Source organism: Pseudoalteromonas sp. NJ631 (assembly GCF_000276645.1).
GTDB lineage: Bacteria > Pseudomonadota > Gammaproteobacteria > Enterobacterales > Alteromonadaceae > Pseudoalteromonas > Pseudoalteromonas piscicida.
In genome coordinates this window covers 140,385-164,952 of record NZ_AKXJ01000004.1, presented here as the reverse complement: position 1 = coordinate 164,952, position 24,568 = coordinate 140,385, and the positions used below count along the sequence as shown (strand labels likewise).

Below are 24,568 nucleotides of genomic sequence, written 5' to 3'. Positions count from 1 at the left end.
AACTCAATAGTTATCAGAAGCTTAGGTTTTTAGTTAACAATGGACCTTTTTTGCTAAAAACAGTATTACTAATTCAAAATTAATTGTTGAGCAGTTTCCATGACCCCTGGGTAGTCTGCTTCAGGCAAGATGTCAGCAAGCTCTGCCAGTGCCTCACCTAACTTATGAAGTGAGTCAGCTGAAACGTTGATATGCCCCATTTTTCTGCCCGGTTTCGCATCTTTGCCATACCAGTGACTGGTTGTCCCCGGAACAGCAAGAACTTGCGATGGAATGTGACTTTGCCCTAACACATTAATCATCGCGGTTGGGCGAAGCAGCCTTGTTTCACCAATCGGTAAACCGGCAACGGCACGAATATGGTTTTCAAACTGGTTTACATGGGCACCTTGTTGAGACCAATGTCCTGAGTTATGTACCCTAGGCGCTATTTCATTAACCAATAATTGACCTTCAACATCGAAAAACTCAATAGCAAGTACACCAACATAATCGAGTGCATTCGCAAGTTTCGCAAATGCGTCTTCCGCTTGCGATTGAATATTGGCTTTCTCTTTACCTGCAATTGATAAGGTCAGTACACCATTGGTATGCTGGTTTTCAGTCAACGGATAAATTTTACATTCACCATTTTTAGCGCGCACACCAATAATCGACACTTCACGGTCAAACGGTATCATTTTTTCAGCAACGATAGAGTGAGGCTGTGCTTCAGTGCCTGCTTGCAAAAACTCGGACATTTCGTCCCAAGTACTATCTATTTCAGACTCTGATTTTACTCGCCATTGCCCTTTACCATCATAGCCTGCCTGACAGGTTTTAACGACCAACGGCATGCCTAATTCATCAATCGCTGTGAGAAAATGCGCTTTATCAGTAATGATTTTGAAAGGAGCACAAGGAACAGATGTTTTATCTAGTAGCGCTTTTTCTTTCGCGCGGTCACCACCAGTGGCTATTGCTTCTGCGCCAGGGTAGAACTTACCACTTTGTTCGCAAACCGCCAAAACATCATGTGGAATATGTTCAAATTCGGCAGTGATCGCATCAGCATTGTCAATAGCTTGCTGTAATGACTCTGGTGTTGTTGCAAAGGTAACGGGGTTTATTACCGTTTGGCTGCCAACATCATAAGCCAACACTTTTATATCAAGATGAGTTGACGATAAGCTCATCATACGGGCTAACTGTCCCGCCCCTAAAACAAGAATATTCATGTTATTTCGCAGGATCTGGATTAGCTAGTACTGTTTCTGTTTGTTCTTTTCTGAACGCTTCTACTTTTGCAAAAATTTCTGGCTGCTGACAACCTAAAATTTGAGCTGCTAGCAAACCTGCGTTTGCAGCACCAGCGTCGCCAATCGCTAACGTACCTACCGCAACACCTTTAGGCATTTGGCAAATTGATAGCAATGAGTCCACGCCATTTAGCGTTTTTGATTTTACTGGAACGCCAAGTACAGGCAGACTTGTAAATGCTGCCGCCATACCTGGTAGGTGTGCAGCACCGCCAGCACCGGCAATGATAACTTTGATCCCACGTTCTGCTGCTGTCGAAGCATAATCCGCTAAAAGCTGTGGAGTACGGTGAGCTGAAACTACTTTAGTTTCATAATCAATACCAAATTTATCTAACATTTCAGCTGCATGTTGCATTGTAGGCCAGTCTGATTTTGAGCCCATAATGATGCCAACGGTCATAATAATTCCTCGACTAATTTTGAACGATACAGGGCTAAGGTCCTTCACACCTTAGCTGCGGGCATTATACCTGAGTTCGTCTTTAATGCGAAGAATCAACTTATTGCAATTATCACGCGATGGCACCCTGAGTTATTTAGACACCACCAATTCTTCAATACTTAATGCTTTCGCACGCTTAAAGTGAGAGAAAAACGTTTTAGGACCCATAATTAAGCATAGCACCACCAGGCCACCTGGGATCAGCACCATTTTTAAAGCTGGACCAAGAATATAGCTGTAAAAAAAGATAAAAGGGATGAACAGAATGTATCCGATGAATAAGCTCAAATATTGCATAACAACTCCTATTGAAATTTAATGAGCACGCTCAATTATAATAATGAGCGCGCTCATTATTTGCAAACTTTATCTCTTAAATAATCTGGAATTGTGCTACACTCTCTTAGCAAATAAAAAGGTAACCATATGAAAAAAAGAGAAATTACGTACAATAAAATTCTCAGTGCTAGTTGGCAACTTTTTCAAGACAATGGTTTTGAAAACACTACTACTCGGCAAATTGCCCAAGCAGCAAACGTGGCAACGGGAACGGTTTTCTCTCACTTCCCCACTAAGCTCGACATGCTCAAAGTCGCAATGCATAACCAAATAGATGAACTAATTAATGAAGCGAAAACATCAGATGAGCAACATAGTGCCAGCTTAAAGTTACGCCACTATGCAAAGTATTTATTTGCTTTTTATCTTAGCAATAGAGATTTCAGTAAGGAGCTGCTTTGTGGGATTATTTGGCATAGCGAATTCTTTACTGGACAACTCAATTTGTTCAAACACTTGTTATTCAGTGAGCAGGAATACAATGAGTTGAAAGCAACCGTTATGATGGATTGCTACTTTATGACCTTATTAGAAGGGTTAAGCAATGAGCATAGCTCTGTTGACCAGATGCTGCATTCCCTATCTCAGAAGCTGAAATTGGTTAATCAATAAACCGTATGATGTGTTCTTTATTGAATATTCATACGAATTTACTTGTGCTTTTGAACTTCTGACCATATAAAGCATCTAGGACTAGTGTAATAAGCAAGTGCTTGGGAAAAGTTACTTAGTTCCTTATTTTTGTCTAACGAGGTCAAAATGAAACGCGTCATCTTATTCCTTATCACTAACTTAGCAGTAATGCTTGTGTTAGGAATTGTGTTATCTATCTTAATGTCTGTGTTTGGTATTTCTAGCCGAAGCTATACAGGCATTATGGTTATTGCTGCCGTATTTGGATTCGGTGGTTCTTTTATCTCTCTTTACATGTCGAAGTGGATTGCAAAGAAATCAACAGGTGCCCATGTTATTGAGCAACCACGAAACGAAACTGAACATTGGTTAGTTTCTATTGTCGCAGAGCAAGCTAAAAAAGCAGGAATTGCGATGCCAGAAGTTGCGATTTACGACAGCCCTGAAATGAATGCGTTTGCAACCGGGCCGAGTAAAAATAACAGCTTAGTTGCTGTGAGTACTGGCCTACTCCACAACATGAATCAGGATCAAGCTGAGGCAGTTCTTGCACACGAAGTGTCGCACGTTGCAAATGGCGATATGGTTACGCTTACCTTGATCCAAGGTGTTGTAAATACCTTTGTTATATTCTTCGCTAAAGTATTGGCGGGTATTGTTGACAACTTCTTAAATAGCGATGAAGAAGAGTCAGGTGGAAGCTGGACATATTTTATCTTTGATATGATATTCCAGATCCTCTTTGGTATTTTGGCTTCTGTTGTTGTCGCTTACTTTAGCCGTAAACGAGAATTCGCAGCTGATAAAGGTGCAGCGGATTTAGTCGGTGCGCAAAAAATGCGTTCAGCACTAGAGCGTTTGAAGCACAACCATGAATCGCAATTAGAAGGCTCAATGATGGCTTTTGGTATTGCTTCAGGTAAGTCTATTGCAGACTTCTTTGCGTCTCACCCGCCACTTGATGAAAGAATTAGGGCACTTTCGTAATTCTTTTCAAATTCTTATTAGGGCAACGATTAAGTTGCCCTTTTTTATAGCTCAATTTTATACAGATTATTTCCAACAGCGCTAAACCCTAAACGCTTGAGTAGGTTTAATGAACGGTGATTAGCAGCCGATACATGCGCCAAAACCACATTGAGCTCAAACTCAATCTGGCTTTTGTTCGCAAATAGACAACGTAAAGCTTCAAACATCACACCTTTACCCCAATAATCAGGCAGTAATTCATAGCCAATATGTAGGCCCTCAATGTAACCGTCTTCGTGATAGAAACCAATACAACCAATCACCGCTTTAGTGCTTTTACACACGAGGCAAAAGCGTCCACCTCTGCCTTCATATTGACGCTCAATATCCATTTGGATCATGCATTTAAGGTCTACTTCAGTGAGGTTGTCGCCGTAATCGTTATACGCTTTTACCTGCGGTAAATTAAGTAGCGCTAATAACTGCGGATTATCTTTGTGCCTTATGGGCCTGATGACTAGCCTTGGTGTTTCAAATTCCATAAAATGCTCAGGTCTAAGTATCTGCCGCAATGGTAGCACTTATCGCAGCAAATACACCTTCAATATTATGATCGCTTGTATTGTTTTATAATTTAGCATTTTTGGAGAATGAATATGAGTCAAGAGTTCACCGTTATCCCCCCAACGACAAAGGTTTACTGCCCAGAGAGAGGTGAAGGTTGGACGTTAACGGGCATTACAGGGATCGATGAAAACGCATCAGTGATGTTCTCTGGTGTACGCTATACCATCTCAGCAAATGAAATCGTCGAGTCATTATTGCCAAACTTTAAAAATAGGCAAGAATCAAGTAATTAATACTTTTTAACTATCCCACTGTTGTAAAAGTGTAAATTATGATCAATTATGGCGCTAGATTGCAAAGTCAATAATGGAAGCGCCCGCCTTAAAGGATTAAGTCATCGCATTGAGTTGGACTTAATTGCGAAGACATTGCTTTGTGTTGTTTTAAGTTACAGGACATAAACTTTTTAGGGTTCCTGCTATGTTAAAAGCATCACTCACAACACTTGGTTTACTCTCAACATTACTTTCCACATACACCTATGCAGATAGTTGCCCAGGTCAGGTTTTTGGTATTAACGCTGGCCGTGGCGATATTGGTATTTTGTTTGGCCTAGATGAAGGTGCAGGACAAGCCAGCGCCAATAGTTTAGCCGCTTTTAGTTCAGCTGCACTCACCTATGATACTAGCAGTGCACGTTGGTACTATGCATCCGCACCAAGGCCAATCGACTATAAAGTTGATACCAGTCATCTAAACTTACCAGCTGACACAGATATTCCCATTGAAGGTAACAAACATCGCTATATTCAACTGGCATATTTTGATGGAACCTCTCATACCATTGTCGGTAGAACGGCTTATTTGGTGGGATTGGCATATGACAGCACAAACGATAGACTCATTGGAACGAGTTACGATTCTATTTACAGCATAGATAAAAACACAGGCGACGCGACTAAACTCTCGGATCTCCCCTCATTGGCGGGAAAATACCGCGGCGATCTTGAGTTTTATAATGGCCGCTTAATCCTAGTCACCAGTGCAGCCGTCTACCAAGTTAATATCAACGACTTTTCTGTGACTAAATTATCTGATCACGACCTAACTGCCGTTACGGGGGCAAGCCTTAATAGTAACGGAGAGCTTATTATCAGTCGCGTTATCATTAATGACGCTGGACACACCAACAAAAGCGCGATTTATAAATTAAACCCTGATACAGGAAACACCTGTTATATCAATACATTACCAATACGAATAAATGACCTCGCATATAACCCAAATAGTAGCAGTACATGCTATACCGTTTCTGGTTGCGGCGGCACACCAACCCCTCCTTCGCCACCGTCTTTTACGTTAACGAGTATTGAAAACACGGTTTATGAAGGAAGTACCCTTAGCTATCAAATTACCTTAAGTAAGGTCTTCGAGCAGGACGTCAGCTTTTCGGTGGCGGTCAATGATGTGACATCGCAATCAAATGACTACGTAGCACCATCTACTTCATTGGTAATACCTGCGGGCAGCACAACTGCTACCATTCAAATAGCAACAATAGATGATGCTGAGTACACTGGCGATCGGGAACTCTCTTTGAGCGTAACAGGCGCGAGTAATACCTCAGGCAATGAAACCCTATCGGGAAACATACTCGACAATGAAACCGCATGTGTGCCTGACAACTACACGCGGATTAATTACGCGTTCGTCAGAGAAGACTCATTATTCAATAATGACTGGGGTATCAAAGTAAATGGCCAGTATATTAAATTGCTTGATGAATACGGAAGTGCCAGCAGCTATGACATCCTTCAAGGACAATCCTTTACCTATGTGCTCGCTATCGATGGTAACAGCAATACACTATCAACCAAGTACCAAGTCTCAGGCACCAACCAACGTTGGGAAGATCAAAACGATAATGATTACAATGACTTTGAGGTCAGTGTGACAACACAAACCATTCAAAAAGGTTGTAATTAACAGACTCAAAGCGGCTTACTACTTTTAGAAGCCGCTTTATTTAACCTGAACTCGGGATAAGAAGTTAGTTAATCCACTAAAATCACTAAGTTCAAAAGCGTAATATCACTCTAGCCAGAAGTTATTTCTTAATACAAGGCAAATTTGTGCGTCAATAGCTGGACTATTGCAGCAAATTTAACGCAGTAGTAAGGGATAACAGCTGCTAAAGAACAAATTGTTATCCCGAATTCAGGTTATTTAATATTAACTGGTGCCTGATTTAAGCTCAAACAACTCTAGTAACGCTGAGCGAAGCTGTAGCTTTGGTGTGCCCTCACTGTAAGGCGCTGTTGCAAGCAGCGGACAGTCTAGGCGAAGCTTTAAACTTTCAAGGTTTTCTTCAAATACAGACATCTCAGGGTCAATCTGATTTGCTATCCACCCCACCAAATTCAACCCTTTTTGCTTGATAGATTCTGCCGTTAAAAACGCATGATTCAAACAGCCTAGCTTCATGCCAACCACTAATATAACGGGAAGTTGTGCTTTGACGACCCAATCATACAGATATTCATTGTCGTTAATGGGCAGTGCCCAGCCACCTGCACCTTCACATAATATATACTCAGCGCCCAGTTGCTGAATCTCACTATAGCGCTCGTGTAGCTTATCTACTGTAATGTCAACATTTACCTGTTTGGCTGCAATATGCGGGGCAATTGGTGGTGCAAAACAAAATGGGTTAACTTGCTCGTAAGTACCGTGCACCGTCGCAGCTTCCATTAAACTGATAGCATCAACGTTCACTAGTTCACCAAATGCCTCTTCAGCATCTGCCGCAATCGGCTTAAAGCCAAAAGCCTTTTTGCCGTGCTTGGCTAACAGTTTCAGTAATAGAGTAGAAATATAAGTTTTACCTACTTCAGTGTCGGTCCCAGTTACAAAATATGCTTGATTCATTTCCTTAACTCCAAAAATCCGACTTGATAACTTACATCAAAACCAGTTTCACTCTCAGGGTAACTGCTCAGCAGCTGAGCGTAGGCTGATTTTCCTAACAAACCTTGTCGACGAGAAGCGGTTTTTACATCGTTGGCACCGATATTTTTTACCGAGCGCAACGCCTTTATTGGCGTGTCATAACTATCAATCAATAACGCTTCATCCGCCCACGTCACAGCAAATCCGGCCTGTAGCGCAAAGGATTTAAGTGCAGACAGCGAATAAAATGAATTGATATGGCCACACTGATCGATGGCTCGCCATGCGCTATCGATTTCGTTTAACGAGCCGTCTAGCACTGAGCTTAGCAACACTCGTCCTTCTTTTTTTAGTACTTCATACAACTGCGCAAACAACGCTTGCGGGGAATTAGACCACTGAATTGCAAAATTACTAAAGATCAAATCGATACAATGTGACTGAATAGCGAGTTTATCCATATCACAGCAAACACTATTTGTCGTATTTTCAGCGCTTGCCAACATCGCTAAGCTAAGATCCGCTCCAACATAATGATTCGTGAAGGCGTTTAATCTATGAAAGTTTTCATGTGGCCCGCATCCTAAATCGAGCAACCTAGGAAACATACGCACAGCTCCAAGCTCGCTATTTTGCTGTGTTAAACGTGAAAAGAGTACATCTGCGGCCTGTTTTTGCACGTTAGCGTGTTGAGAGTATGATTGCGCGGCTTTTGAAAAGCACTTTGCTGTTTGCGTCTTTTGTGCTCTGCTCATGCTCCCTCCACTAAGGCCGAAACTAATTTATCTATATCTTCGTGACTGTGCTGTGCCGTTATTGTAATTCGCAATCTTGCGGTATTTTGCGGCACCGTTGGTGGCCTAATAGCCCCAACCCAAAGTCCCTTTTCCTTAAGTTTATGTTGCGCCGCTAATACATTTTCACTGCTACCATACACAAGAGGCTGTATGGCCGTATCACTTGGAATAGGAGATAAGCAGGTTTGTGCAACTAACGACTTAAAATAGTCGATGTTTACTTGTAATTTGTGTCTCGCTTCAGATGCAGCAAGCAATTTATTCAGTTGGCATAATGCAACGCTTGCCATAATAGGCGACAACGCCGTTGTATAGATAAACTCACGATTAAATTGCGTCATGTAATTTATCACATCATGACTCGCTAATACCGCAGCACCTTGACAGCCCATCGCTTTACCAAAGGTGATCACCAAAATTTCAGGTTTAATGCCGCTTTCAATCGTGCCAAGTCCTTGCGCTCCCACAACGCCAAATGCATGAGCGTCGTCGACCATGAGCCACGCAGAATGAGACTTTGCCAGCACACTGATTTCAGACACTGGCGCTTTGTCTCCATCCATAGAAAACACCCCTTCAGTCACAATGAGTTTACTGTCGGCTTTGGTTTTTTCTAATCGAGACCTTAAGTGCGTCAAATCATTGTGATTAAAGCGAACAAACTTAGCGCTGCCCGCTAAACCACCGTCTAACAGACTGGCATGGTTGAGTTTATCTTGGAACACCGCAGCGCTTAATTGCTTTTCTTGGGGCGTGAACAATGCCTTTAACACACTGGTATTAGCAGCAAAACCGCTTGGAAACAACAGTGCTGCATCATAACCCAAAACGCTGCAAAGCTTATCTTCTAGCTGACGGTGAATATCAAGATAACCCGTAACAAGCGCCGAACTTCGGCTTCCGGCTTCAGTGCATGCGAGCGTATTAAACTCCAACGAGTCTGCAAGTCCCAGGTAGTCATTGCTGGCAAAGTTAATATATTGCTGATCAGCAATTTGAATTCTACTTGCAGAGGCCTTTTCAGCCACAATGCGCTTTCTTAGCAACCCTTCAGCGTGACGGGCAGCTAAGGCAGATTGAATATACTCAAACGACATTGATTAGTTGGCTTCGTAAAATAGCTCTGATGTCGCTTTGTCTGCAATTGCAGAGCTTAACGATGCCTCATAGGCCTCATCCGAGTAATCTTCTCGTTTTTCAGGGTTCATCCCAAGTTTTCTGATGAGATTCATATCGGCGTCTGCTTCTGGGTTTTCCGTGGTTAATAGCTTATCACCATAGAAAATTGAGTTAGCGCCAGCGAAGAAACACATAGACTGCATCTGTTCATTCATCGCCGTTCTACCTGCAGATAAACGCACGTAACTGTGTGGCATCATGATACGCGCAACCGCGATAGTACGGATAAATTCAAAGTGATCGAGGTCATCTACATTTTCAAGTGGCGTACCTTTAACTTTAACAAGCATATTAATCGGTACACTTTCTGGTTGTTTTGGCAGGTTTGCTAATTGGATCAGCAAGCCATAACGATCAGATGCCTGCTCTCCCATTCCTACAATACCACCAGAGCACACTTTCATTCCTGCATCTCTTACGTGATCAAGGGTATCAAGTCTGTCTTGATACGTTCTTGTCGTGATAATTTGCTCGTAGTACTCAGGCGAGGTGTCCAAATTATGGTTGTAATAATCAAGGCCCGCTTCTCTTAGCGTGTGTGCTTTTTGATTATCCAGTTTGCCCAAAGTCATACAGGTTTCTAGGCCTAGTTCTTTAACTTCTTTCACCATTTTGGCGATATAAGGCATATCTCTATCTTTTGGATCAGACCAAGCGGCACCCATACAAAAACGTGTCGCGCCCTTTTCTTTCGCCAACTTAGCTTGAGTTACAACCTTTTCCACTTCCATCAAACGCTCACGTTCAAGATCCGTTTTGTAATGACCTGACTGTGGGCAGTATTTGCAATCTTCAGGACAGGCACCCGTTTTGATAGACAGCAAAGTGGAGATTTGAACTTCATTGGGATTGAAGTTTTTGCGGTGAATACTTGCTGCATAAAAAAGTAAGTCGTTAAAAGGCATGGTGAACAGTGTTTTTACTTCTTCATGTGTCCAATCGTGTCTTAGCGCGCCTAATTCCATATTTTCATTCTCTTTTTATTCTTGCCTAAATTTACAACACGAGTATTTTCTAGTGATTAAATTTAGCGCAGTCAAACTGACGGTGATTGGCTTAGTCTACTTCTTAGCTTAGTATTGTCAACGTTACATGCGCCAACAAGGTTTACAAATGAACAATAAACATACAGTTGATATTGAATTTGATCGCAAGCATATATGGCACCCCTATACATCGATGATTGACCCTCTGCCCGTCTATCCAGCCGCAAGAACATTCGAGAACAAAATTGAGCTTGAAACTGGTGAAACTCTCATTGACGGTATGGCATCCTGGTGGAGTGCTGTGCATGGTTATGGTCATCCAGAAATAATCGCTGCGATAAAAAATCAAGCGGACACGATGAGCCATGTCATGTTTGGGGGGCTAACTCATCAACCTGCCGTGGAGTTATGTAAACTACTCGTGGAGCTAACCCCCGCCCCACTTAATCGAGTATTCCTAGCGGACGGCGGCTCGGTCAGTGTTGAAGTTGCAATCAAAATGGCGATCCAATATTGGTTGAGTAAAGGCAAAAAGAATAAAACCCAAATAATGACAGCCAAAAAAGGTTATCACGGAGATACATTCGCGGCGATGAGCGTTTGCGATCCTGTGAATTCGATGCATGCCATGTACCAAGGCTTTTTACCTGAGCAGGTGTTTGTCGATGCCCCTAGAAGTGAGTTTTACGGCAGCCAAAGTCAAGATGAACTTAGTGCGTTAGAAACCGCATTTGCAGCTCATCATGAAAAGGTCGCGGCATTTATCATCGAACCGATAGTACAAAATGCGGGCGGCATGAACTTCTACCACCCAGAATATCTCAAGGCGCTTCGAGCGCTATGCGATAAGTATGAGGTGCTACTGATTTTAGATGAAATTGCGACTGGATTTGGCCGTACAGGTAAAATGTTTGCCTGTGAACATGCAGATATCGCAGCGGACATTATGTGTGTTGGAAAAGCACTTACTGGCGGAAACATGACGCTCGCGGCCACTTTAGCAACAGAAGAAGTGGCTTTGGGTATTAGCCAAGGCGAGGCGAAAGTGCTGATGCACGGACCAACTTTTATGGGAAATCCGCTGGCCTGTGCCGCCGCTGTAGCTAGTCTCACTATCTTAAAACGCCAAGAAACAATGGCCAATATTGAACGAGTCGCGAGCGCGCTTAACGCACTCAAGCGCTGTCTTGATCTAAGTGCAGTCACAGATGTCAGAGTACTAGGTGCGATTGGCGTAGTGGAAGTAGAAAGGGTTGTTGATGTAGCAAAAATCCAAAAATTCTTCATTCAACAAGGTGTATGGATAAGACCTTTTGGCAAGCTAATTTATATTATGCCGCCGTATATCACCTCAAATGAAGATATTGAAACACTCATTGACGCGATTTACGCTGCCATTGAAGGTGAACACTTCTAAAACACATTAAATTTGGTATTAGGTCTATTTCATGACCTAATTCCGGCAATTTAATCTAAAACGCTGGCGCATAATCAACAAAATTGCGTTATTTCGAACTTTCCTCGCTTTGTACCTGAAATGATATCAATGGCATGTTACCATGGTCGTTTTTATTATTAGCAAGTGAGAGAAGAGACAAATTAGATATGCAGCAAACCGTCAAATTGCAGCCAGCTGAAGCTTACCAGCCCCCTCGTTTTACTGTTTACCAACACCGCCAAATCGATAAGATAGAGCAACTGGATAAACTGCCTGAACACCTTCGCTTTCAAATGAAAGTCGTCGCCAATGTATTCCCTTTTCGCGTTAATAACTTTGTGATTGAAGAGCTCATCGATTGGGATAAAGTGCCTAACGACCCAGTTTTTCAGTTAACTTTCCCACAACGTGGCATGCTGGATGACGAGTCATACGAGCAAATGGCCGACTTGTTAAGTCGCGAACATACTCCAGAAGAAGTGTTTAACCTTGCAACCAAAATTCGTCAAAAGTTAAACCCGCACCCAGCTGGTCAAATGGAAAAAAATGTTCCAGAGTATGAAGGTGAACGCGTAGACGGCATCCAGCACAAATATAAAGAAACAGTGTTGTTTTTCCCGTCTCAAGGACAATACTGCCACTCATATTGCACTTTCTGCTTCCGCTGGGCGCAGTTTGTTGGCAAAGCTACCCGATTTAACAATAACGACGCCGAGCTGCTCCACAACTACTTAGCCGAACACACTGAAGTGACCGATCTATTGATGACTGGTGGCGATCCTATGGTAATGCGCACCGTTAAATTGCGTAAATACCTTGAGGCACTAAAAGAGCCAAGGTTTGACCATATTCGTACCATCAGGATCGGCACTAAATCTCTCACTTTTTGGCCGTTTAGATACGTCACCGATCCAGATGCACAAGAGTTGTTAACCTTGCTAAAAGAGTTGGTTGATGCCGGAAAGCATGTGTCAATCATGGCACACGTTAACCACAAACAAGAACTGCGTACTGAAGTCACACGTGAAGCGATTAAACTTATCCGCAAAACTGGCGCACAGATCAGAACACAAGCACCACTTTTAAATAATATAAACGTAGACGCTGATATGTGGGCTGACATGTGGAAAGAGCAAACACAGCTTGGCATGATCCCCTACTACATGTTTATCGAGCGAGATACCGGCGCTAAGCGTTACTTTGAAATCCCGTTACACAAAACGTGGGAAACTTTCCGTGAAGCTTATAAGCAAGTCTCTGGTGTGAGCCGTACAGTTAGAGGCCCTTCAATGAGTGCGGGGCCTGGTAAAGTTGAAGTGTCTGGCGTAACCGAAGTCGCGGGCGAAAAAGTATTTGTGCTGCGCTTTATTCAAGCACGAAACCCAGACTGGGTGCAGCGTCCGTTCTTTGCCAAGTTCGACGAAAATGCCCACTGGCTGGATGACTTAAAACCTGCATTTGGGGAAGAAAAATTCTTCTGGCAGGACGAGTACGACGTCATGTAAATGATAAAAATATCAAAAAGCCAGCAAATTGCTGGCTTTTATTTTATTTGGCGCATTTAAATAACCTGAGGTTTAGATAAGGTGTGGGCTAACTGGCTGCTAAAAGCATTAATTTGAATAAGTCTTAACTGTACTAGCAAGGTTTGATTGCTAGGGCTTAATCAAATCAGACTGTCGCATAATGGCCAAACTTGGCCGTTCAACAGCAACTTCATACCTTAATCTAATTGCGATAACGGACACTCAACCAACTCGTATTTGGACAAAAACGTTTTAGGTCGCCGGCTGTATTAGGTGAATTTCGCATAAAAGCTTCTATGGCGCGAAGTTAATGGCCTTGTTAGTAGCTATGCCCAAAGCGTCCACCTGATGTGAATTAAACGAATTAGCATCTGGTTTTCTTCTTGATACTTTTCTTCGCTACAAGGAATATCATCTTCCTCATAAATAAATCGCTGACACCCACCACTAATTTGCACCTTCCTAAGATACCGCCTAAGCTTTAATTCTGCACTCAAAGGATTGAGGAAACCAAACTATGGCTACTGCCCGTAAAAGACAAATCAGTTTAACCGACACCAAATACTACCACTGTATCTCCCGTTGCGTAAGGCGTGCTTTTCTCTGCGGTGAAGATAAATTTACTGGCAAATCATACGAACACCGTCGTGATTGGGTTGAAGAAAAGCTCCTGATGTTGGGCTCCGTGTTTTGTATTGATGTCTGTGCTTATGCCGTGATGAGTAATCACACCCACATTGTTTTATATGTTGATGATAAAAAGGCTAAGCGCCTGTCGGATAAAGCAGTTGTGATACGATGGCACAAGTTGTTTAAAGGTAATTGGATAAGCCGTAAATTTACTGAAGGTGAGCCACTCAATGAGTCGGAGCAATTGATGCAAGATGAGCTGGTTGATAAGTACAGGGAAAGACTAGCGGATATTAGTTGGTTTATGCGGGTACTTAATGAAGACATCGCCCGTCGAGCAAATAAAGAAGATAACTGTACAGGCCGTTTTTGGGAGGGACGGTTTAAATCCCAAGCATTACTAGACGAGGCAGCACTGGCTGCGTGCCTCACTTACGTAGACCTAAACCCAATTAGAGCCAAAATCGCCGCAACACCTGAAACCTCAGACTACACCAGCATCAAAAAACGCATCGACCACGCTCAGCTGGGCAATCAACCAAAAAGCCTACTACGCTTTGCTGGCAGCCCACGAAAACATATGCCAAAAGGCCTGCCTTTTGAACTCAAGTCCTATATTGAATTAGTTGAACTCACAGGTCAATGCATTCGAGCCGATAAACGCGGGTATATCAATGAAACACAACCGATTCTTACTCGATTAAATATAGAACCTGAGAACTGGATAAAACTCACTACGCAATTTTCACGTGTATTCCACGGTGCAGTTGGTCGAGAGCGAACAATAACCGCTTACTGTGAAACACTGCAAAAACGACGACGGACAAACCTAACAAACTGCGAGCGCTTGTTAGCTTAGCAAAACTCACATTCTCAATTCTTGAATTTCTTACTGTCGTATTTGCAGCGCGTAGTCGTGCGCGATAACCCAGTTTTATTGTAGAGGTACGCCTAGGCGATAAGAATTAGTCTATCTAATGAACGTTTTTGACCAAAATTATTGGAGTGTTTACATGCTTTTTTACTTCACTTCCCCAGCATGAATATCAATAGTGGTGGATGTCACTTATTTTCTCTTATTTTCTCTTCTTTTTGTATACTCCATAACGGTGACGAGTATAGCTAAATCCGAGTTCATCGAACCAATTACAAACATCTTCATACAGAGCAAGTAGTTCTTCAAACTTATGCACATAACTTTTTGTATTATTTTCCATGAACTTACCTAAACCTTATAACGCCCTCTTGAACAGTTTGTTATGAAGCTGAATCTCGTTGAACAATATAACAAAACAAACACTTACATGAGACTTGCGTCTCATCTAATGATAGTCAAGATTGTCATTCATTGTCTCAACTGATAGACTTAACAGACATTTTAGTCAACGGAGCGTAATGAGATGGAATGTGAACTTTGTGGAAAAGAGATCAATGGCGAAGTGTACTCTTGTAATGAAATGGATGTATGCGAAAGCTGTCACGACGATGCTTATCCGATAGATTAACCTTATTAATATTGTCAACGAACATAACACGTATACTAAATTATAGAGGGGCTGAGCATTTATTATGTCACGTTCCTCTATTTAGCAATAAGTTCCAAAAAATCCCAAGCTTCATAACGCCCAATTAAGGTGTGAAGCACGCGACCACTGCACTCAATTTGACCACCGTAAACACTAAACTCAACCCAAACAAAAAATGCCAAGCGTGCTGAATCACTCTTAAATTGTTTGTTATGCCTGTGGTATATCTCGCACATATTCCAATAAATCGTCTAGGTCTTCGGACTCAAGAGACGCAAACATTGAAAGTTTAGCTCCCAACCCTGTAAATGAAGTCCCCATAACCTTTGCTGCTGTATCATTTCGGATGAAGAAGCGATCGTGAATCTCACTTGATTCATACCGAATCATAGTTATATTATTTTCTGCCAACACTTGCTCAAACAATGCAACTACTTGTTCACTTGGAGATTCATTAGAATAAATATGCACCTCATTCAAAACTTTAGGTACAAAGTCACAAACATAGCGAACATATGCTTCAAGATTTGCAATGTGATCAGGTTTTCTTTTCTCATCGAACGTAAAGATAAAAGGATCAATAATCCTAAGAGTTTTAGGCTTGTTTTTTAACCAATTTTTAATCTTTTTTATACCAGTATCTTTATTTTCTTTAGTAATAATTAGATTTAGATCATTATTATTCTCATTCGAATATCGACAACCCTGATTACGACTAACTGAATTAAGTTGGCTACGAATTTCTTCTAATTCTCTTCTAATACGGAAAACTTCTTCTAGATCAAGAAGAACAATAGCATCTTCTTCTAGTAAGTAGTGAAGCAACTCTTTTTTACGTCTATAACTCATTCTCTACCCGTAATTTTTTAAACTTTCCGAAAAAGGCATAACATTTTATTCGTGCGCATGCGCGTTTACCTCGTTGGACCAGTGAAAACGCGCACAATTAACTATCTGTATGCAAAGAACTTATCAGCATTCGGCTAAATATACCATCTGGAAAAATGCGCATGCGCGTTTCCCAAACCTATTATTTCAAATCGAAGATAAATAACCTTTTGATAAACAATAATATTTTTAATTTATTCATGCGTAAACGCGCAAAAATTTTTTCATTATTTTCCTTGATATCCGAGAATTTTATATAATGCTGTATATATATACAGTAATGTAAGGTAAGGAGTTATCATGAGTCTAAAAAGCCCATTTCTGAAAGGTCTTCAGGAAGAAATGCGTATGCGTGGTTACAGCATTAGAACAGAAAAAACCTACCTATATTGGATTAAGGCATTCATTAACTTTCACCACAAGCGTCACCCTGAAACAATGGGAACGGAAGAGGTTACACAATTTTTAACCTTCCTTGCCAACCAACGAAATGTGGCTATCAACACACAAAAAATTGCACTTAACGCGTTAGCCTATTTGTATCAGAAGCATTTGCACCATTAGCTTGGGGATTTAGGTTTTTGCTATGCCACTAAACAAAGGCATTTACCTACAGTGTTATCCCCATCAGAAATCTCACTAATACTAAATGAACTTGATGGCCGCGATAGACTAATAATAGAACTACTCTATGGTAGCGGACTAAGAGTTTCAGAATGCCTCAGGTTACGTATCCAAGATATTGATATTGATAGAGCTTCGCTGACCGTTAGAGACGGAAAAGGGCATAAAGATAGGCAAACCATCCTCAGCAATAGATGCTCAAAAAAGCTCACTACATATATTGAAATGGCTATTAAGATCCAACAGGATGACAACCTTCACGGGATAGGTCCATCTTTGCCAAATGCAGTAGAACGCAAGTATCCCAACGCGTTTAGGCAGCATGGGTGGATGTTTATTTTCCCTTCCAGCACTACTTGTATCAATCCCTATACAGGAACACTTTGCAGGCACCATTTACATCAAAGTGTTATTCGTAAAGCGCTCGGGAATGCCGTGCGTAATATTCAAATAAATAAACGCGTCACCTGCCATACGTTTAGGCATAGCTTCGCAACCCATTTGCTTCAAGCTGGTCGTGATATAAGAAGTGTTCAAGAATTACTGGGCCACAATGACGTTAGTACCACACAAATCTATACACATGTACTTGGCCAACATTTTGCAGGTACAACTAGCCCGTTAGACACAATATAAATGTCAGAGTCCTTTCGAAACTCAGTAGCATTACTAAAATTGGGTCAACTGAAGCTAAAAAAGTTGGTTGCACATCACACTGCTGAATCGAAATGGGGCAGAAATGAGTTGACTAAACGGCCGCTATGTAAAATGAAGCTAACATTGACGACCGTCTCTTGTTTGCTCGAAGGCGAATTCTAAACCCGCTCTTTTTAACTGTAAGATCGGATATGAGATACTACCCTGTTTAACATGCACGAGCGTTGTTAGGGTTACTCTACCCTAAGCTTGATCACCATTCGAAAAGGTGGGCCATTTTTGAAATTGTTTTCAAACCAATGCCATGGCTATTACGTTTGGCATATAAGTGCTGTAGGGACTTATCTTTAATTTCGCCAACAATGACTTCTTTCACTTGATAACCCATTGCCACGGCAGCTGACGCATAAGCAACAAACTCCCATTTCTTGATATTGGTGTTATCAACTACGACCAAAGGGATACCTTCAGCTAAGGCATTAATAAATCGGGCTAAGTTTAGGTTGTGATATTCTGAAAGGCGTTGTTTTTCAAAATGATACTCTCCGTTCTCATTAAGAAAATAATCATCGGTTGAACAGATAAAATACTGTGTTTCATCGCCGGAGACGAGATCGTCGGCTAGCGTTTGCGCATAATGCGATTTTCCAGAGCCAGGTAGACCCCTCAAAATAAAAACTTGTTTCATCGAGTTTTGAACGTCACTGTTAGTATTAATAAAGCTATTTTTATCATCGAACATTCATAATGCCACAGTCCGACTGTTTTTTCATGGCTTTTACTCATTCTTTTCAGCCCAGTTTTTTGCATTTCAGTGTTTTTTTATTTGTCCATCGCAGGTAAGATACGGCTTACATGACGATAAGACACTCTGTCTTTTAATTTACAAATAAAAAATAAATCATTTGGAGTAAAGATGAGCCACACAGCGATAACGGAGCTACTAGCAGGCACCGTTGCGGTTGACAGCCAAGTAACAGTAAAGGGCTGGATCCGTACACGACGTGATTCAAAAGCAGGTATTTCATTTCTAGCCGTTCATGACGGTTCTTGTTTTGACCCTATTCAAGCCGTAGTCCCTAATTCGCTGAATAATTATGACGAAGTGACTCGTCTTACTGCTGGGTGTTCAGTAGCGGTGACTGGTGTGCTTGTACAATCACAAGGTCAAGGTCAATCTTTTGAGATCCAAGCGAACAGCGTTGAGGTATTAGGCTGGGTTGAGAATCCAGATTCATACCCAATGGCTGCAAAACGCCACAGTATTGAATACTTACGCGAACATGCGCACCTTCGCCCTCGCACTAATGTTATGGGCGCGGTTACGCGTGTACGTAACTGTCTTGCACAAGCTATTCACCGTTTTTATCATGAGCGTGGCTACCAGTGGATCAGCACGCCTATCATTACCGCAAGTGACTGTGAAGGCGCAGGCGAGATGTTCCGTGTATCTACACTTGATATGAACAACCTACCACGCACAGACAAAGGCGATGTAGACTATTCAGAAGACTTTTTTGGAAAAGAAGCATTCTTGACCGTATCAGGTCAGCTTAACGGTGAAACATACGCGAGTGCCCTTTCAAAAATCTATACTTTTGGTCCAACATTCCGTGCTGAAAACTCAAACACTTCTCGTCACTTGGCAGAATTTTGGATGGTTGAACCTGAAGTGGCATTCGCCGACCTTAACGACATCGCAGCGCTTGCAGAAGACATGTTGAAGTATGTGTTTAAAGCAGTACTTGACGAACGTCGTGATGATATGGAGTTTTTCGCACAGCGCATCGAAAAAGATGCCATTACTCGCCTAGAATCATTCATCGATAAAGACTTTGCTCAGGTAGATTACACAGACGCTATCGAAATTCTAAAAGCATGTGATAAAGAGTTTGAATTCCCTGTTGAGTGGGGCGTCGACTTACAATCAGAGCACGAACGTTACCTTGCTGAAGTACACTTTAACGCACCAGTAGTTATCAAAAACTACCCTCGTGATATCAAAGCATTCTACATGCGCCAAAACGAAGACGGTAAAACCGTTGCCGCTATGGACGTCGTTGCGCCTGGTATTGGTGAAATCATTGGTGGTTCACAACGTGAAGAGCGTTTAGATGTGCTAGATGCGCGTCTTGAAGAAATGGGCTTAAACAAAGAAGATTACAGCTGGTACCGCGACCTTCGTAAATATGGGACGGTGCCTCACTCAGGTTTTGGTCTTGGCTTTGAGCGCTTGGTTGCTTATGTTACTGGTATGGGCAACGTACGTGACGTTATTGCCTTCCCTCGTACTAAAGGCAGCGCGACTTACTAAAACGTCACAAACTCAGCTTTGCTAAAAACGCTCCCTTTTATGGGAGCGTTTTGCATTGTGCGTTTAGAGATCTCTCATGATAACGTCAGCGCTTTACTATAGTTGTACCAACATAGCGCTCACCCGAGGTCAAAGAATCCTACCAATTCAAACGCCTAAGCATTCATATGCACAACACAGCCCTCAATGTAATGTGATGTAATCGATCAATTTGCATAACCATACTTAAATTAAACACTGAAAACACTTTATTAACAAACCTTTTAAAGGGAGTTTTTTATGTTTAATACTGTCACCAATCAGCAAGCAAAAGCCACAGCAGATCACCTACAAGCTGCGCTGCAACCTAACAAGCAAGGTTTTGTCCCAGATTACAATATACCTTTACTCGCAACAGGAGGAGGAAATAGCCAGCCAGAAACCCTCAGCGCACTTGGGCCATTGGCAGATCTCATCGGCACTTGGGCAAGCGCTCGTTTTGCGGGATTTAACGTCATGCCGCTGCCGCAAGAAACTGCTCCAGAAGGGGTTATATTATTTAATTTCCCTTACTACGAGGTGATCACCTTTAGCGCCACACAAGGAAAAGTAGTAAATCGAGGTGGAGATTATCAACAAAATAGTTATACGATCTTTTATGAGCAACGTGTATTTTTTGCCGACGGTGACAAGAAAGACCAACTTGTGCATGCTGAAAATGGCACTTGGCTCAATTTAGCCACCACCAATCAAGGTTCAGGTAAGTACAACCGCCCTCCTTATATCCCCGCACCTTCAGGTGGAGCAAACGTGCCAATACAAAATCCAGAGCATGCGATAGTCAAACAGGTTTCAATTCCACACGGTAACTCAATTTTAGCACTTGGAAATCATCACTTTGTCGATGGTCGTCCAGAAATTCCCATTGCCAACACGCTGCCGCAACCAGAAACTAAGGCAGGTACTGCCATTGCGGGTTTGTATGGCGAAAACTCACCGAGTAATCCAAATATCAATCCGAATATCGTGTTAGAACAACAATTGCTAGTTAACCAAGCATATAACCCTATCACTAAAACGGATATTTTGACCGTTAACAGTGACAATGATGGATTAGTTTCAAGTATCCCATTTTGTAAAAACCATGTAGACGTTCCAAACTTTTCTACTACTTACTGGATAGAAAGGTTATCCAGTGGCGCGTTGCAACTGCAATACACACAGAATATTTCGCTACAGTTTAACAACACCAAAAACAGCAAACTACTGTTTCCCCACATTACTGCAAATACCCTGTTTAAGGTGGGATAGCGATACTAGGATTTCGCTTAGGTTCAAAATATAAGTTGATATCTACATGTAGTTAGTCAGGTCTCAACCTTGTTGTTATTTGCCATGGCGAATTTAGCGGTGTCTATCGCCCGGCACCAAACATCAATCTAAAGCCATGACTTTGGTCATAAAGGATTTGAAAATGAGTAATGACGTTAAAGATCTTCAGGTTCAGCTCACTGAGCTAAGTTCAAAAGTTAAAGAATTAGAAAAGCAATATTCTGAGCAGCAAGCAGAGGGAGTACGTAAATGCGACGCTTGCGCCGTTACGTGCAGTCCTTGCTATTTATGTACTCCTTGCACACCATGTACTCCATGTTCGCCTTGTACAAACTGTCTCCCTTGTGTTGTCAATTTCTGTAACTGCTGCCTTCACTGTCAGCCCACTGCTACGCCAGAATCTGCATCATTGCAATGTCTACAGTGTCAGCCTTCAGGGGGCGCTAGTGTTCAATGCGCACAAAGCATACAGTGTGTTCCTTGTATCATTTCGTTCTGTGTAACCTGCCAGCCTGCGCAATGCGTTACTTGCCAACCAACACAGTGTGTATTATGTCAACCGCAGTGTGTTCCTTGCCAACCAACACAATGTGTATTATGCCAGCCGCAGTGTGTTACTTGTCAGCCAACACAGTGTGTATTATGTCAACCGCAGTGTGTTACTTGCCAGCCAACACAGTGTGTATTATGTCAACCGCAGTGCGTTACTTGTCAGCCAACACAGTGTGTATTATGTCAACCGCAGTGCGTTACTTGTCAGCCAACACAGTGTGTTTTATGTCAACCGCAGTGTGTTACTTGTCAGCCAACACAGTGTGTATTATGTCAACCGCAGTGCGTTACTTGTCAGCCAACACAGTGTGTATTATGTCAACCGCAGTGCGTTACTTGTCAGCCAACACAGTGTGTGTTGTGTCAACCCTCTGTTAATCACTTTCAAGGTGCACAATTGTGTGCCGGAAGTAACCCAACATACCAATGTTATACCTGTACACCAGGTCCAATTTATTGCTGTATGTTGAGTGCAGTTCAAGGATAAAGACATTAGTGAAGCCTCTCTATCGGGGCTTCCATAACTTACAGAGGATGCATATGAATAAAGATAAAATAAGGCTATCACCTGCCGCAAGTATCTTACCTAACGATGAGGGAGTATTGCTACGCTCTGATCTTGGAGATTTTCAACTCCATGGAAAAGACATAAGTGCTTTTGTTGACGACATTATTCCTTTATTAAATGGTGACTTTGGCCTCGATGAGATCGCATCACAGATAACGCAATACTCTAGTACTAGTGTTGAACAATTATTGCGCTTATTGGAGCAAAAAGGTCTCATTGAACGCGTTGTTATCAACTCAACCTCAGCTCCTTGGCCTGAACAATACCGCTTTATTAACGCGTGGCAGAATGAGGCAAAGCGTGATCCACGAACACTCCAGAATAACCGTATTCTGTGTATAGGGTTAACGCCTTGGGCGATGCCTATGCTAGAAGAGCTGTTAAATGCTGGCGTGGGGTATATTCATATTCTTGATGATGCTAATTGTACTAACCAAAGTGGCTATTATCATCATGCAGTTAATCACCTGCCAAGTAATGCTACAACGGTCGATGCCTTCACAGACTACCTAAAGCAACGCTTTGTTCACTCAGAAGTTAGTGCACAAACTGCCGAACTGAACTCCCCATTAGATGAAGTTATTCTTCAAAACTGGGATCTGGTTGTTATTTCTCTGCCATCGGACTCGCGCAGTGCGCATACCAACATCGCCACGCATTTAGCTAAGCTTGCACTACCCACTTTTTACGTCTCAATTGATGGACTAACCGGGCATGTAGGTCCATATGTTACCAATCAAGGCGGTGGATGCTGGAACTGTTTACGACTGCGAAAACTTGGCACTGCAATAAATCCGCAAACTGCACACAAGATTGATGAGATCACGAATAAAGCACATTCCGGCGCTCGAGCCCATTCAATTTTAAGTAGTATGTCAGCATCAATCGCAATGCAGGCTGCAACGGATATACAAACCATTTTGTTACAGTACACGCAATCTGTGCTGCAAAATACTACCAGAACAACCAATTTGGTTAGTGGAGAAAGCTCGCTTCACCCTATTATTCCAGTCCCCGAATGCGCAGTATGCTCTGGCCCTAGTGAACAAGATATCTCTGCCAACAATAAGGCGTTACCAGCCATTTCTGAATTAAAGACAGTTGAGCAATTTAAAACAATGATGCGAGGTTGGGTTGACCCAGAATTTGGCGTGATAAAACAACTAACGGGCCATGCCCCCCACTTACCTGAACTCCCAGTCACCGCATCTGCTAGCCTAAGTAGTTTTACAAGTGGTCAATTTGATCCGAGAACACAAGGCCAAGTTGGTTCAGGCAAAGGATTAGACTCGCTTTCAGCTCATATTAGTGCCGTGGGTGAAGCACTTGAACGTTATTCGGCAGCGAGATACGATATTCGTAACTGTCGTTATGCCACGGTAAATCAACTTCAAGGAGACTACGTAAACCCAGCAGATCTAGTCCTCTATTCTCCCGAGCAGTATGCAACACCAAGGTTTCCTTTTAGTAAATGGCGAAGCAAACAAAAAATTCATTGGGTTGAAGGCAATTGGATTGGCACAAGTCGCGCTACTTGGGTGCCCGCTTTAGTGAGCTACTTTAATTTTACTTGCCCTTATGAAGAACAATTCAGTCAAGTTTCTTCTAATGGCTTAGCGGCAGGTAAAGATAACGAAGATGCAGCTGTCAGAGCCTGCTTCGAACTCATTGAAAGAGATGCGATGATGCTTACCTGGTACGCCCAACTCCCTTGTACTAGATTAGATGCCGACTCTTTGCTAACTGGCAAGTTGAAGCTCATGGTCGAATCGATAACACAGCAAGGCATAGCGCTAGAGTTATATCTTCTTGACGTCGGCATCCATATCCCAACGGTAGTTTGCCTTGGTCTAGGCGATGGCATCACCACGCCTGCGGTATCAGTTTCACTAGCAACCCATGACAACATCAATGTGGCTGTCACCAAAGCATTATTGGAGCAAGGTCATGTTATGCCCTATCTTTGCAGCCTAATGCAGAGTGGGCATAAAGCTCCACAAACCGTAGAGCAGGTCAGAACGTTAGAGGATCATGCTGCATTTTATTTCTCTAGTGCACACTTATCCGCCTTTAACTTCATGAGACAGCCTAAATCTGAATCTAAACCGCTATCATGCTGGTCTTATCCTACACTTGAGGGAGCCGCAGATCTAAGACAGCGCATTACCAAAGCGGGGGTTGATATTGCCATTGTTGACGTCACTGCTTCAGACGTTGCATTGAGTCCATTTAGAGTTGCTCGAGCTGTTGGTGTTAATATGCAGCCCATTCACTTTGGCGAACAATTCAAGCGCATTGACAACCCAAGATTGCATAAACTCTTAGCAGGCCGCGCGGTTAACTTGTATCCACACCCCATTGCATAAGGACTC

21 protein-coding genes and 1 pseudogene are annotated in these 24,568 nt (G+C 42.4%); 12 read left to right on the top strand and 10 right to left on the bottom strand.

All coding sequences use genetic code 11. The annotated features are described in order from the left end of the window. Positions 1-68: 68 nt before the first annotated feature. From A587_RS0109480 to A587_RS0109470, 3 genes are all read right to left on the bottom strand, one after another. Positions 69-1,217 carry a 5-(carboxyamino)imidazole ribonucleotide synthase gene (locus A587_RS0109480; protein WP_026000944.1) on the bottom strand — a complete coding sequence of 383 codons (1,149 nt, stop codon included), beginning with the start codon at positions 1,215-1,217 and terminating at the stop codon, positions 69-71. Between the two features lies 1 nt (position 1,218). Next, positions 1,219-1,701, bottom strand: a complete 483-nt coding sequence (gene purE / locus A587_RS0109475) for a 5-(carboxyamino)imidazole ribonucleotide mutase (protein WP_010372883.1) — start codon at positions 1,699-1,701, stop codon at positions 1,219-1,221. 132 nt (positions 1,702-1,833) lie between these two features. Continuing rightward, positions 1,834-2,040 (bottom strand): hypothetical protein, encoded by a 207-nt coding sequence (locus tag A587_RS0109470; RefSeq protein ID WP_017217380.1) that lies wholly within the window; start codon positions 2,038-2,040, stop codon positions 1,834-1,836. 129 nt (positions 2,041-2,169) lie between these two features. On the opposite strand from A587_RS0109470, the gene A587_RS0109465 reads away from it, so the two are divergent. Then, on the top strand, positions 2,170-2,694 hold the full coding sequence (locus tag A587_RS0109465) for a TetR/AcrR family transcriptional regulator (protein ID WP_017217379.1): 525 nt from the start codon (positions 2,170-2,172) through the stop codon (positions 2,692-2,694). 147 nt (positions 2,695-2,841) lie between these two features. Further along, positions 2,842-3,702: a protease HtpX gene (htpX, locus tag A587_RS0109460; protein ID WP_017217378.1), complete on the top strand. Its 861-nt coding sequence runs from the start codon at positions 2,842-2,844 to the stop codon at positions 3,700-3,702. Positions 3,703-3,746: 44 nt separating this feature from the next. Here htpX and A587_RS0109455 read toward each other — a convergent pair whose 3' ends face one another. After that, positions 3,747-4,226, bottom strand: coding sequence for a GNAT family N-acetyltransferase (locus A587_RS0109455; protein ID WP_017217377.1), 480 nt, complete (start codon positions 4,224-4,226; stop codon positions 3,747-3,749). Between the two features lie 114 nt (positions 4,227-4,340). Here A587_RS0109455 and A587_RS0109450 point away from each other — a divergent pair, with 114 nt between their 5' ends. Together A587_RS0109450 and A587_RS0109445 are read left to right on the top strand one after the other, a co-directional pair. Further along, on the top strand, positions 4,341-4,544 hold the full coding sequence (locus A587_RS0109450) for a hypothetical protein (RefSeq protein WP_017217376.1): 204 nt from the start codon (positions 4,341-4,343) through the stop codon (positions 4,542-4,544). 187 nt (positions 4,545-4,731) lie between these two features. Beyond that, positions 4,732-6,237 (top strand): hemolysin-type calcium-binding region, encoded by a 1,506-nt coding sequence (locus A587_RS0109445; protein ID WP_017217375.1) that lies wholly within the window; start codon positions 4,732-4,734, stop codon positions 6,235-6,237. A gap of 246 nt (positions 6,238-6,483) precedes the next feature. Here A587_RS0109445 and bioD read toward each other — a convergent pair whose 3' ends face one another. The 4 genes from bioD to bioB are packed head-to-tail and all read right to left on the bottom strand — an operon-like array spanning position 6,484 to position 10,141. Next, the gene (gene bioD, locus A587_RS0109440; protein ID WP_017217374.1) at positions 6,484-7,179 is read right to left on the bottom strand and encodes a dethiobiotin synthase; all 696 of its coding nucleotides are present in this window, start codon (positions 7,177-7,179) and stop codon (positions 6,484-6,486) included. Continuing rightward, complete coding sequence (locus tag A587_RS0109435; protein ID WP_017217373.1) at positions 7,176-7,955, bottom strand: methyltransferase domain-containing protein; 780 nt, start codon at positions 7,953-7,955, stop codon at positions 7,176-7,178. Before A587_RS0109435 ends, bioD begins: the two co-directional genes overlap by 4 nt. Next, positions 7,952-9,094, bottom strand: coding sequence for an aminotransferase class I/II-fold pyridoxal phosphate-dependent enzyme (locus A587_RS0109430; RefSeq protein ID WP_017217372.1), 1,143 nt, complete (start codon positions 9,092-9,094; stop codon positions 7,952-7,954). The genes A587_RS0109435 and A587_RS0109430 overlap by 4 nt, the downstream gene beginning before the upstream one ends. Positions 9,095-9,097: 3 nt before the next feature. Then, positions 9,098-10,141, bottom strand: coding sequence for a biotin synthase BioB (gene bioB, locus A587_RS0109425; protein WP_010379433.1), 1,044 nt, complete (start codon positions 10,139-10,141; stop codon positions 9,098-9,100). A 148-nt stretch (positions 10,142-10,289) separates the two neighbouring features. Here bioB and bioA point away from each other — a divergent pair, with 148 nt between their 5' ends. From bioA to A587_RS0109405, 3 genes are all read left to right on the top strand, one after another. Then, positions 10,290-11,579: an adenosylmethionine--8-amino-7-oxononanoate transaminase gene (bioA, locus tag A587_RS0109420; protein WP_017217371.1), complete on the top strand. Its 1,290-nt coding sequence runs from the start codon at positions 10,290-10,292 to the stop codon at positions 11,577-11,579. Between the two features lie 188 nt (positions 11,580-11,767). After that, positions 11,768-13,105, top strand: a complete 1,338-nt coding sequence (locus A587_RS0109415) for a KamA family radical SAM protein (RefSeq protein ID WP_026000943.1) — start codon at positions 11,768-11,770, stop codon at positions 13,103-13,105. A gap of 538 nt (positions 13,106-13,643) precedes the next feature. Then, complete coding sequence (locus A587_RS0109405; RefSeq protein ID WP_017217369.1) at positions 13,644-14,615, top strand: hypothetical protein; 972 nt, start codon at positions 13,644-13,646, stop codon at positions 14,613-14,615. Positions 14,616-15,492: 877 nt separating this feature from the next. On the opposite strand, the gene A587_RS0109390 is transcribed toward A587_RS0109405, so the two are convergent. After that, the gene (locus A587_RS0109390; RefSeq protein ID WP_017217366.1) at positions 15,493-16,131 is read right to left on the bottom strand and encodes a hypothetical protein; all 639 of its coding nucleotides are present in this window, start codon (positions 16,129-16,131) and stop codon (positions 15,493-15,495) included. 339 nt (positions 16,132-16,470) lie between these two features. Here A587_RS0109390 and A587_RS23930 point away from each other — a divergent pair. Continuing rightward, positions 16,471-17,430 (top strand): annotated as a pseudogene (locus tag A587_RS23930) (integron integrase). 274 nt (positions 17,431-17,704) lie between these two features. Here A587_RS23930 and A587_RS0109380 read toward each other — a convergent pair. Further along, a complete protein-coding gene (locus A587_RS0109380) occupies positions 17,705-18,139 on the bottom strand; it encodes an AAA family ATPase (RefSeq protein ID WP_026000942.1) in 435 nt (144 codons plus the stop codon). Positions 18,140-18,367: 228 nt separating this feature from the next. Here A587_RS0109380 and asnS point away from each other — a divergent pair, with 228 nt between their 5' ends. From asnS to A587_RS0109360, 4 genes are all read left to right on the top strand, one after another. Continuing rightward, the gene (asnS, locus tag A587_RS0109375; RefSeq protein WP_010379069.1) at positions 18,368-19,765 is read left to right on the top strand and encodes an asparagine--tRNA ligase; all 1,398 of its coding nucleotides are present in this window, start codon (positions 18,368-18,370) and stop codon (positions 19,763-19,765) included. A 279-nt stretch (positions 19,766-20,044) separates the two neighbouring features. Then, the gene (locus A587_RS0109370) at positions 20,045-21,055 is read left to right on the top strand and encodes a heme-binding protein (RefSeq protein WP_010604792.1); all 1,011 of its coding nucleotides are present in this window, start codon (positions 20,045-20,047) and stop codon (positions 21,053-21,055) included. A 566-nt stretch (positions 21,056-21,621) separates the two neighbouring features. Further along, entirely contained in the window at positions 21,622-22,098 is a 477-nt protein-coding gene (locus A587_RS0109365; protein WP_017217363.1) for a hypothetical protein, read from the top strand. A gap of 70 nt (positions 22,099-22,168) precedes the next feature. Then, positions 22,169-24,562, top strand: coding sequence for a TOMM precursor leader peptide-binding protein (locus A587_RS0109360; protein WP_017217362.1), 2,394 nt, complete (start codon positions 22,169-22,171; stop codon positions 24,560-24,562). Positions 24,563-24,568 lie beyond the last annotated feature (6 nt).

Coding starts and splice junctions, on each gene's coding strand:
- A587_RS0109480 (WP_026000944.1), bottom strand. CDS start 1,217: ATGAATATTCTTGTTTTAGGGGCGGGACAGTTAGCCCGTATGATGAGC.
- purE (WP_010372883.1), bottom strand. CDS start 1,701: ATGACCGTTGGCATCATTATGGGCTCAAAATCAGACTGGCCTACAATG.
- A587_RS0109470 (WP_017217380.1), bottom strand. CDS start 2,040: ATGCAATATTTGAGCTTATTCATCGGATACATTCTGTTCATCCCTTTT.
- A587_RS0109465 (WP_017217379.1), top strand. CDS start 2,170: ATGAAAAAAAGAGAAATTACGTACAATAAAATTCTCAGTGCTAGTTGG.
- htpX (WP_017217378.1), top strand. CDS start 2,842: ATGAAACGCGTCATCTTATTCCTTATCACTAACTTAGCAGTAATGCTT.
- A587_RS0109455 (WP_017217377.1), bottom strand. CDS start 4,226: ATGGAATTTGAAACACCAAGGCTAGTCATCAGGCCCATAAGGCACAAA.
- A587_RS0109450 (WP_017217376.1), top strand. CDS start 4,341: ATGAGTCAAGAGTTCACCGTTATCCCCCCAACGACAAAGGTTTACTGC.
- A587_RS0109445 (WP_017217375.1), top strand. CDS start 4,732: ATGTTAAAAGCATCACTCACAACACTTGGTTTACTCTCAACATTACTT.
- bioD (WP_017217374.1), bottom strand. CDS start 7,179: ATGAATCAAGCATATTTTGTAACTGGGACCGACACTGAAGTAGGTAAA.
- A587_RS0109435 (WP_017217373.1), bottom strand. CDS start 7,955: ATGAGCAGAGCACAAAAGACGCAAACAGCAAAGTGCTTTTCAAAAGCC.
- A587_RS0109430 (WP_017217372.1), bottom strand. CDS start 9,094: ATGTCGTTTGAGTATATTCAATCTGCCTTAGCTGCCCGTCACGCTGAA.
- bioB (WP_010379433.1), bottom strand. CDS start 10,141: ATGGAATTAGGCGCGCTAAGACACGATTGGACACATGAAGAAGTAAAA.
- bioA (WP_017217371.1), top strand. CDS start 10,290: ATGAACAATAAACATACAGTTGATATTGAATTTGATCGCAAGCATATA.
- A587_RS0109415 (WP_026000943.1), top strand. CDS start 11,768: ATGCAGCAAACCGTCAAATTGCAGCCAGCTGAAGCTTACCAGCCCCCT.
- A587_RS0109405 (WP_017217369.1), top strand. CDS start 13,644: ATGGCTACTGCCCGTAAAAGACAAATCAGTTTAACCGACACCAAATAC.
- A587_RS0109390 (WP_017217366.1), bottom strand. CDS start 16,131: ATGAGTTATAGACGTAAAAAAGAGTTGCTTCACTACTTACTAGAAGAA.
- A587_RS0109380 (WP_026000942.1), bottom strand. CDS start 18,139: ATGAAACAAGTTTTTATTTTGAGGGGTCTACCTGGCTCTGGAAAATCG.
- asnS (WP_010379069.1), top strand. CDS start 18,368: ATGAGCCACACAGCGATAACGGAGCTACTAGCAGGCACCGTTGCGGTT.
- A587_RS0109370 (WP_010604792.1), top strand. CDS start 20,045: ATGTTTAATACTGTCACCAATCAGCAAGCAAAAGCCACAGCAGATCAC.
- A587_RS0109360 (WP_017217362.1), top strand. CDS start 22,169: ATGAATAAAGATAAAATAAGGCTATCACCTGCCGCAAGTATCTTACCT.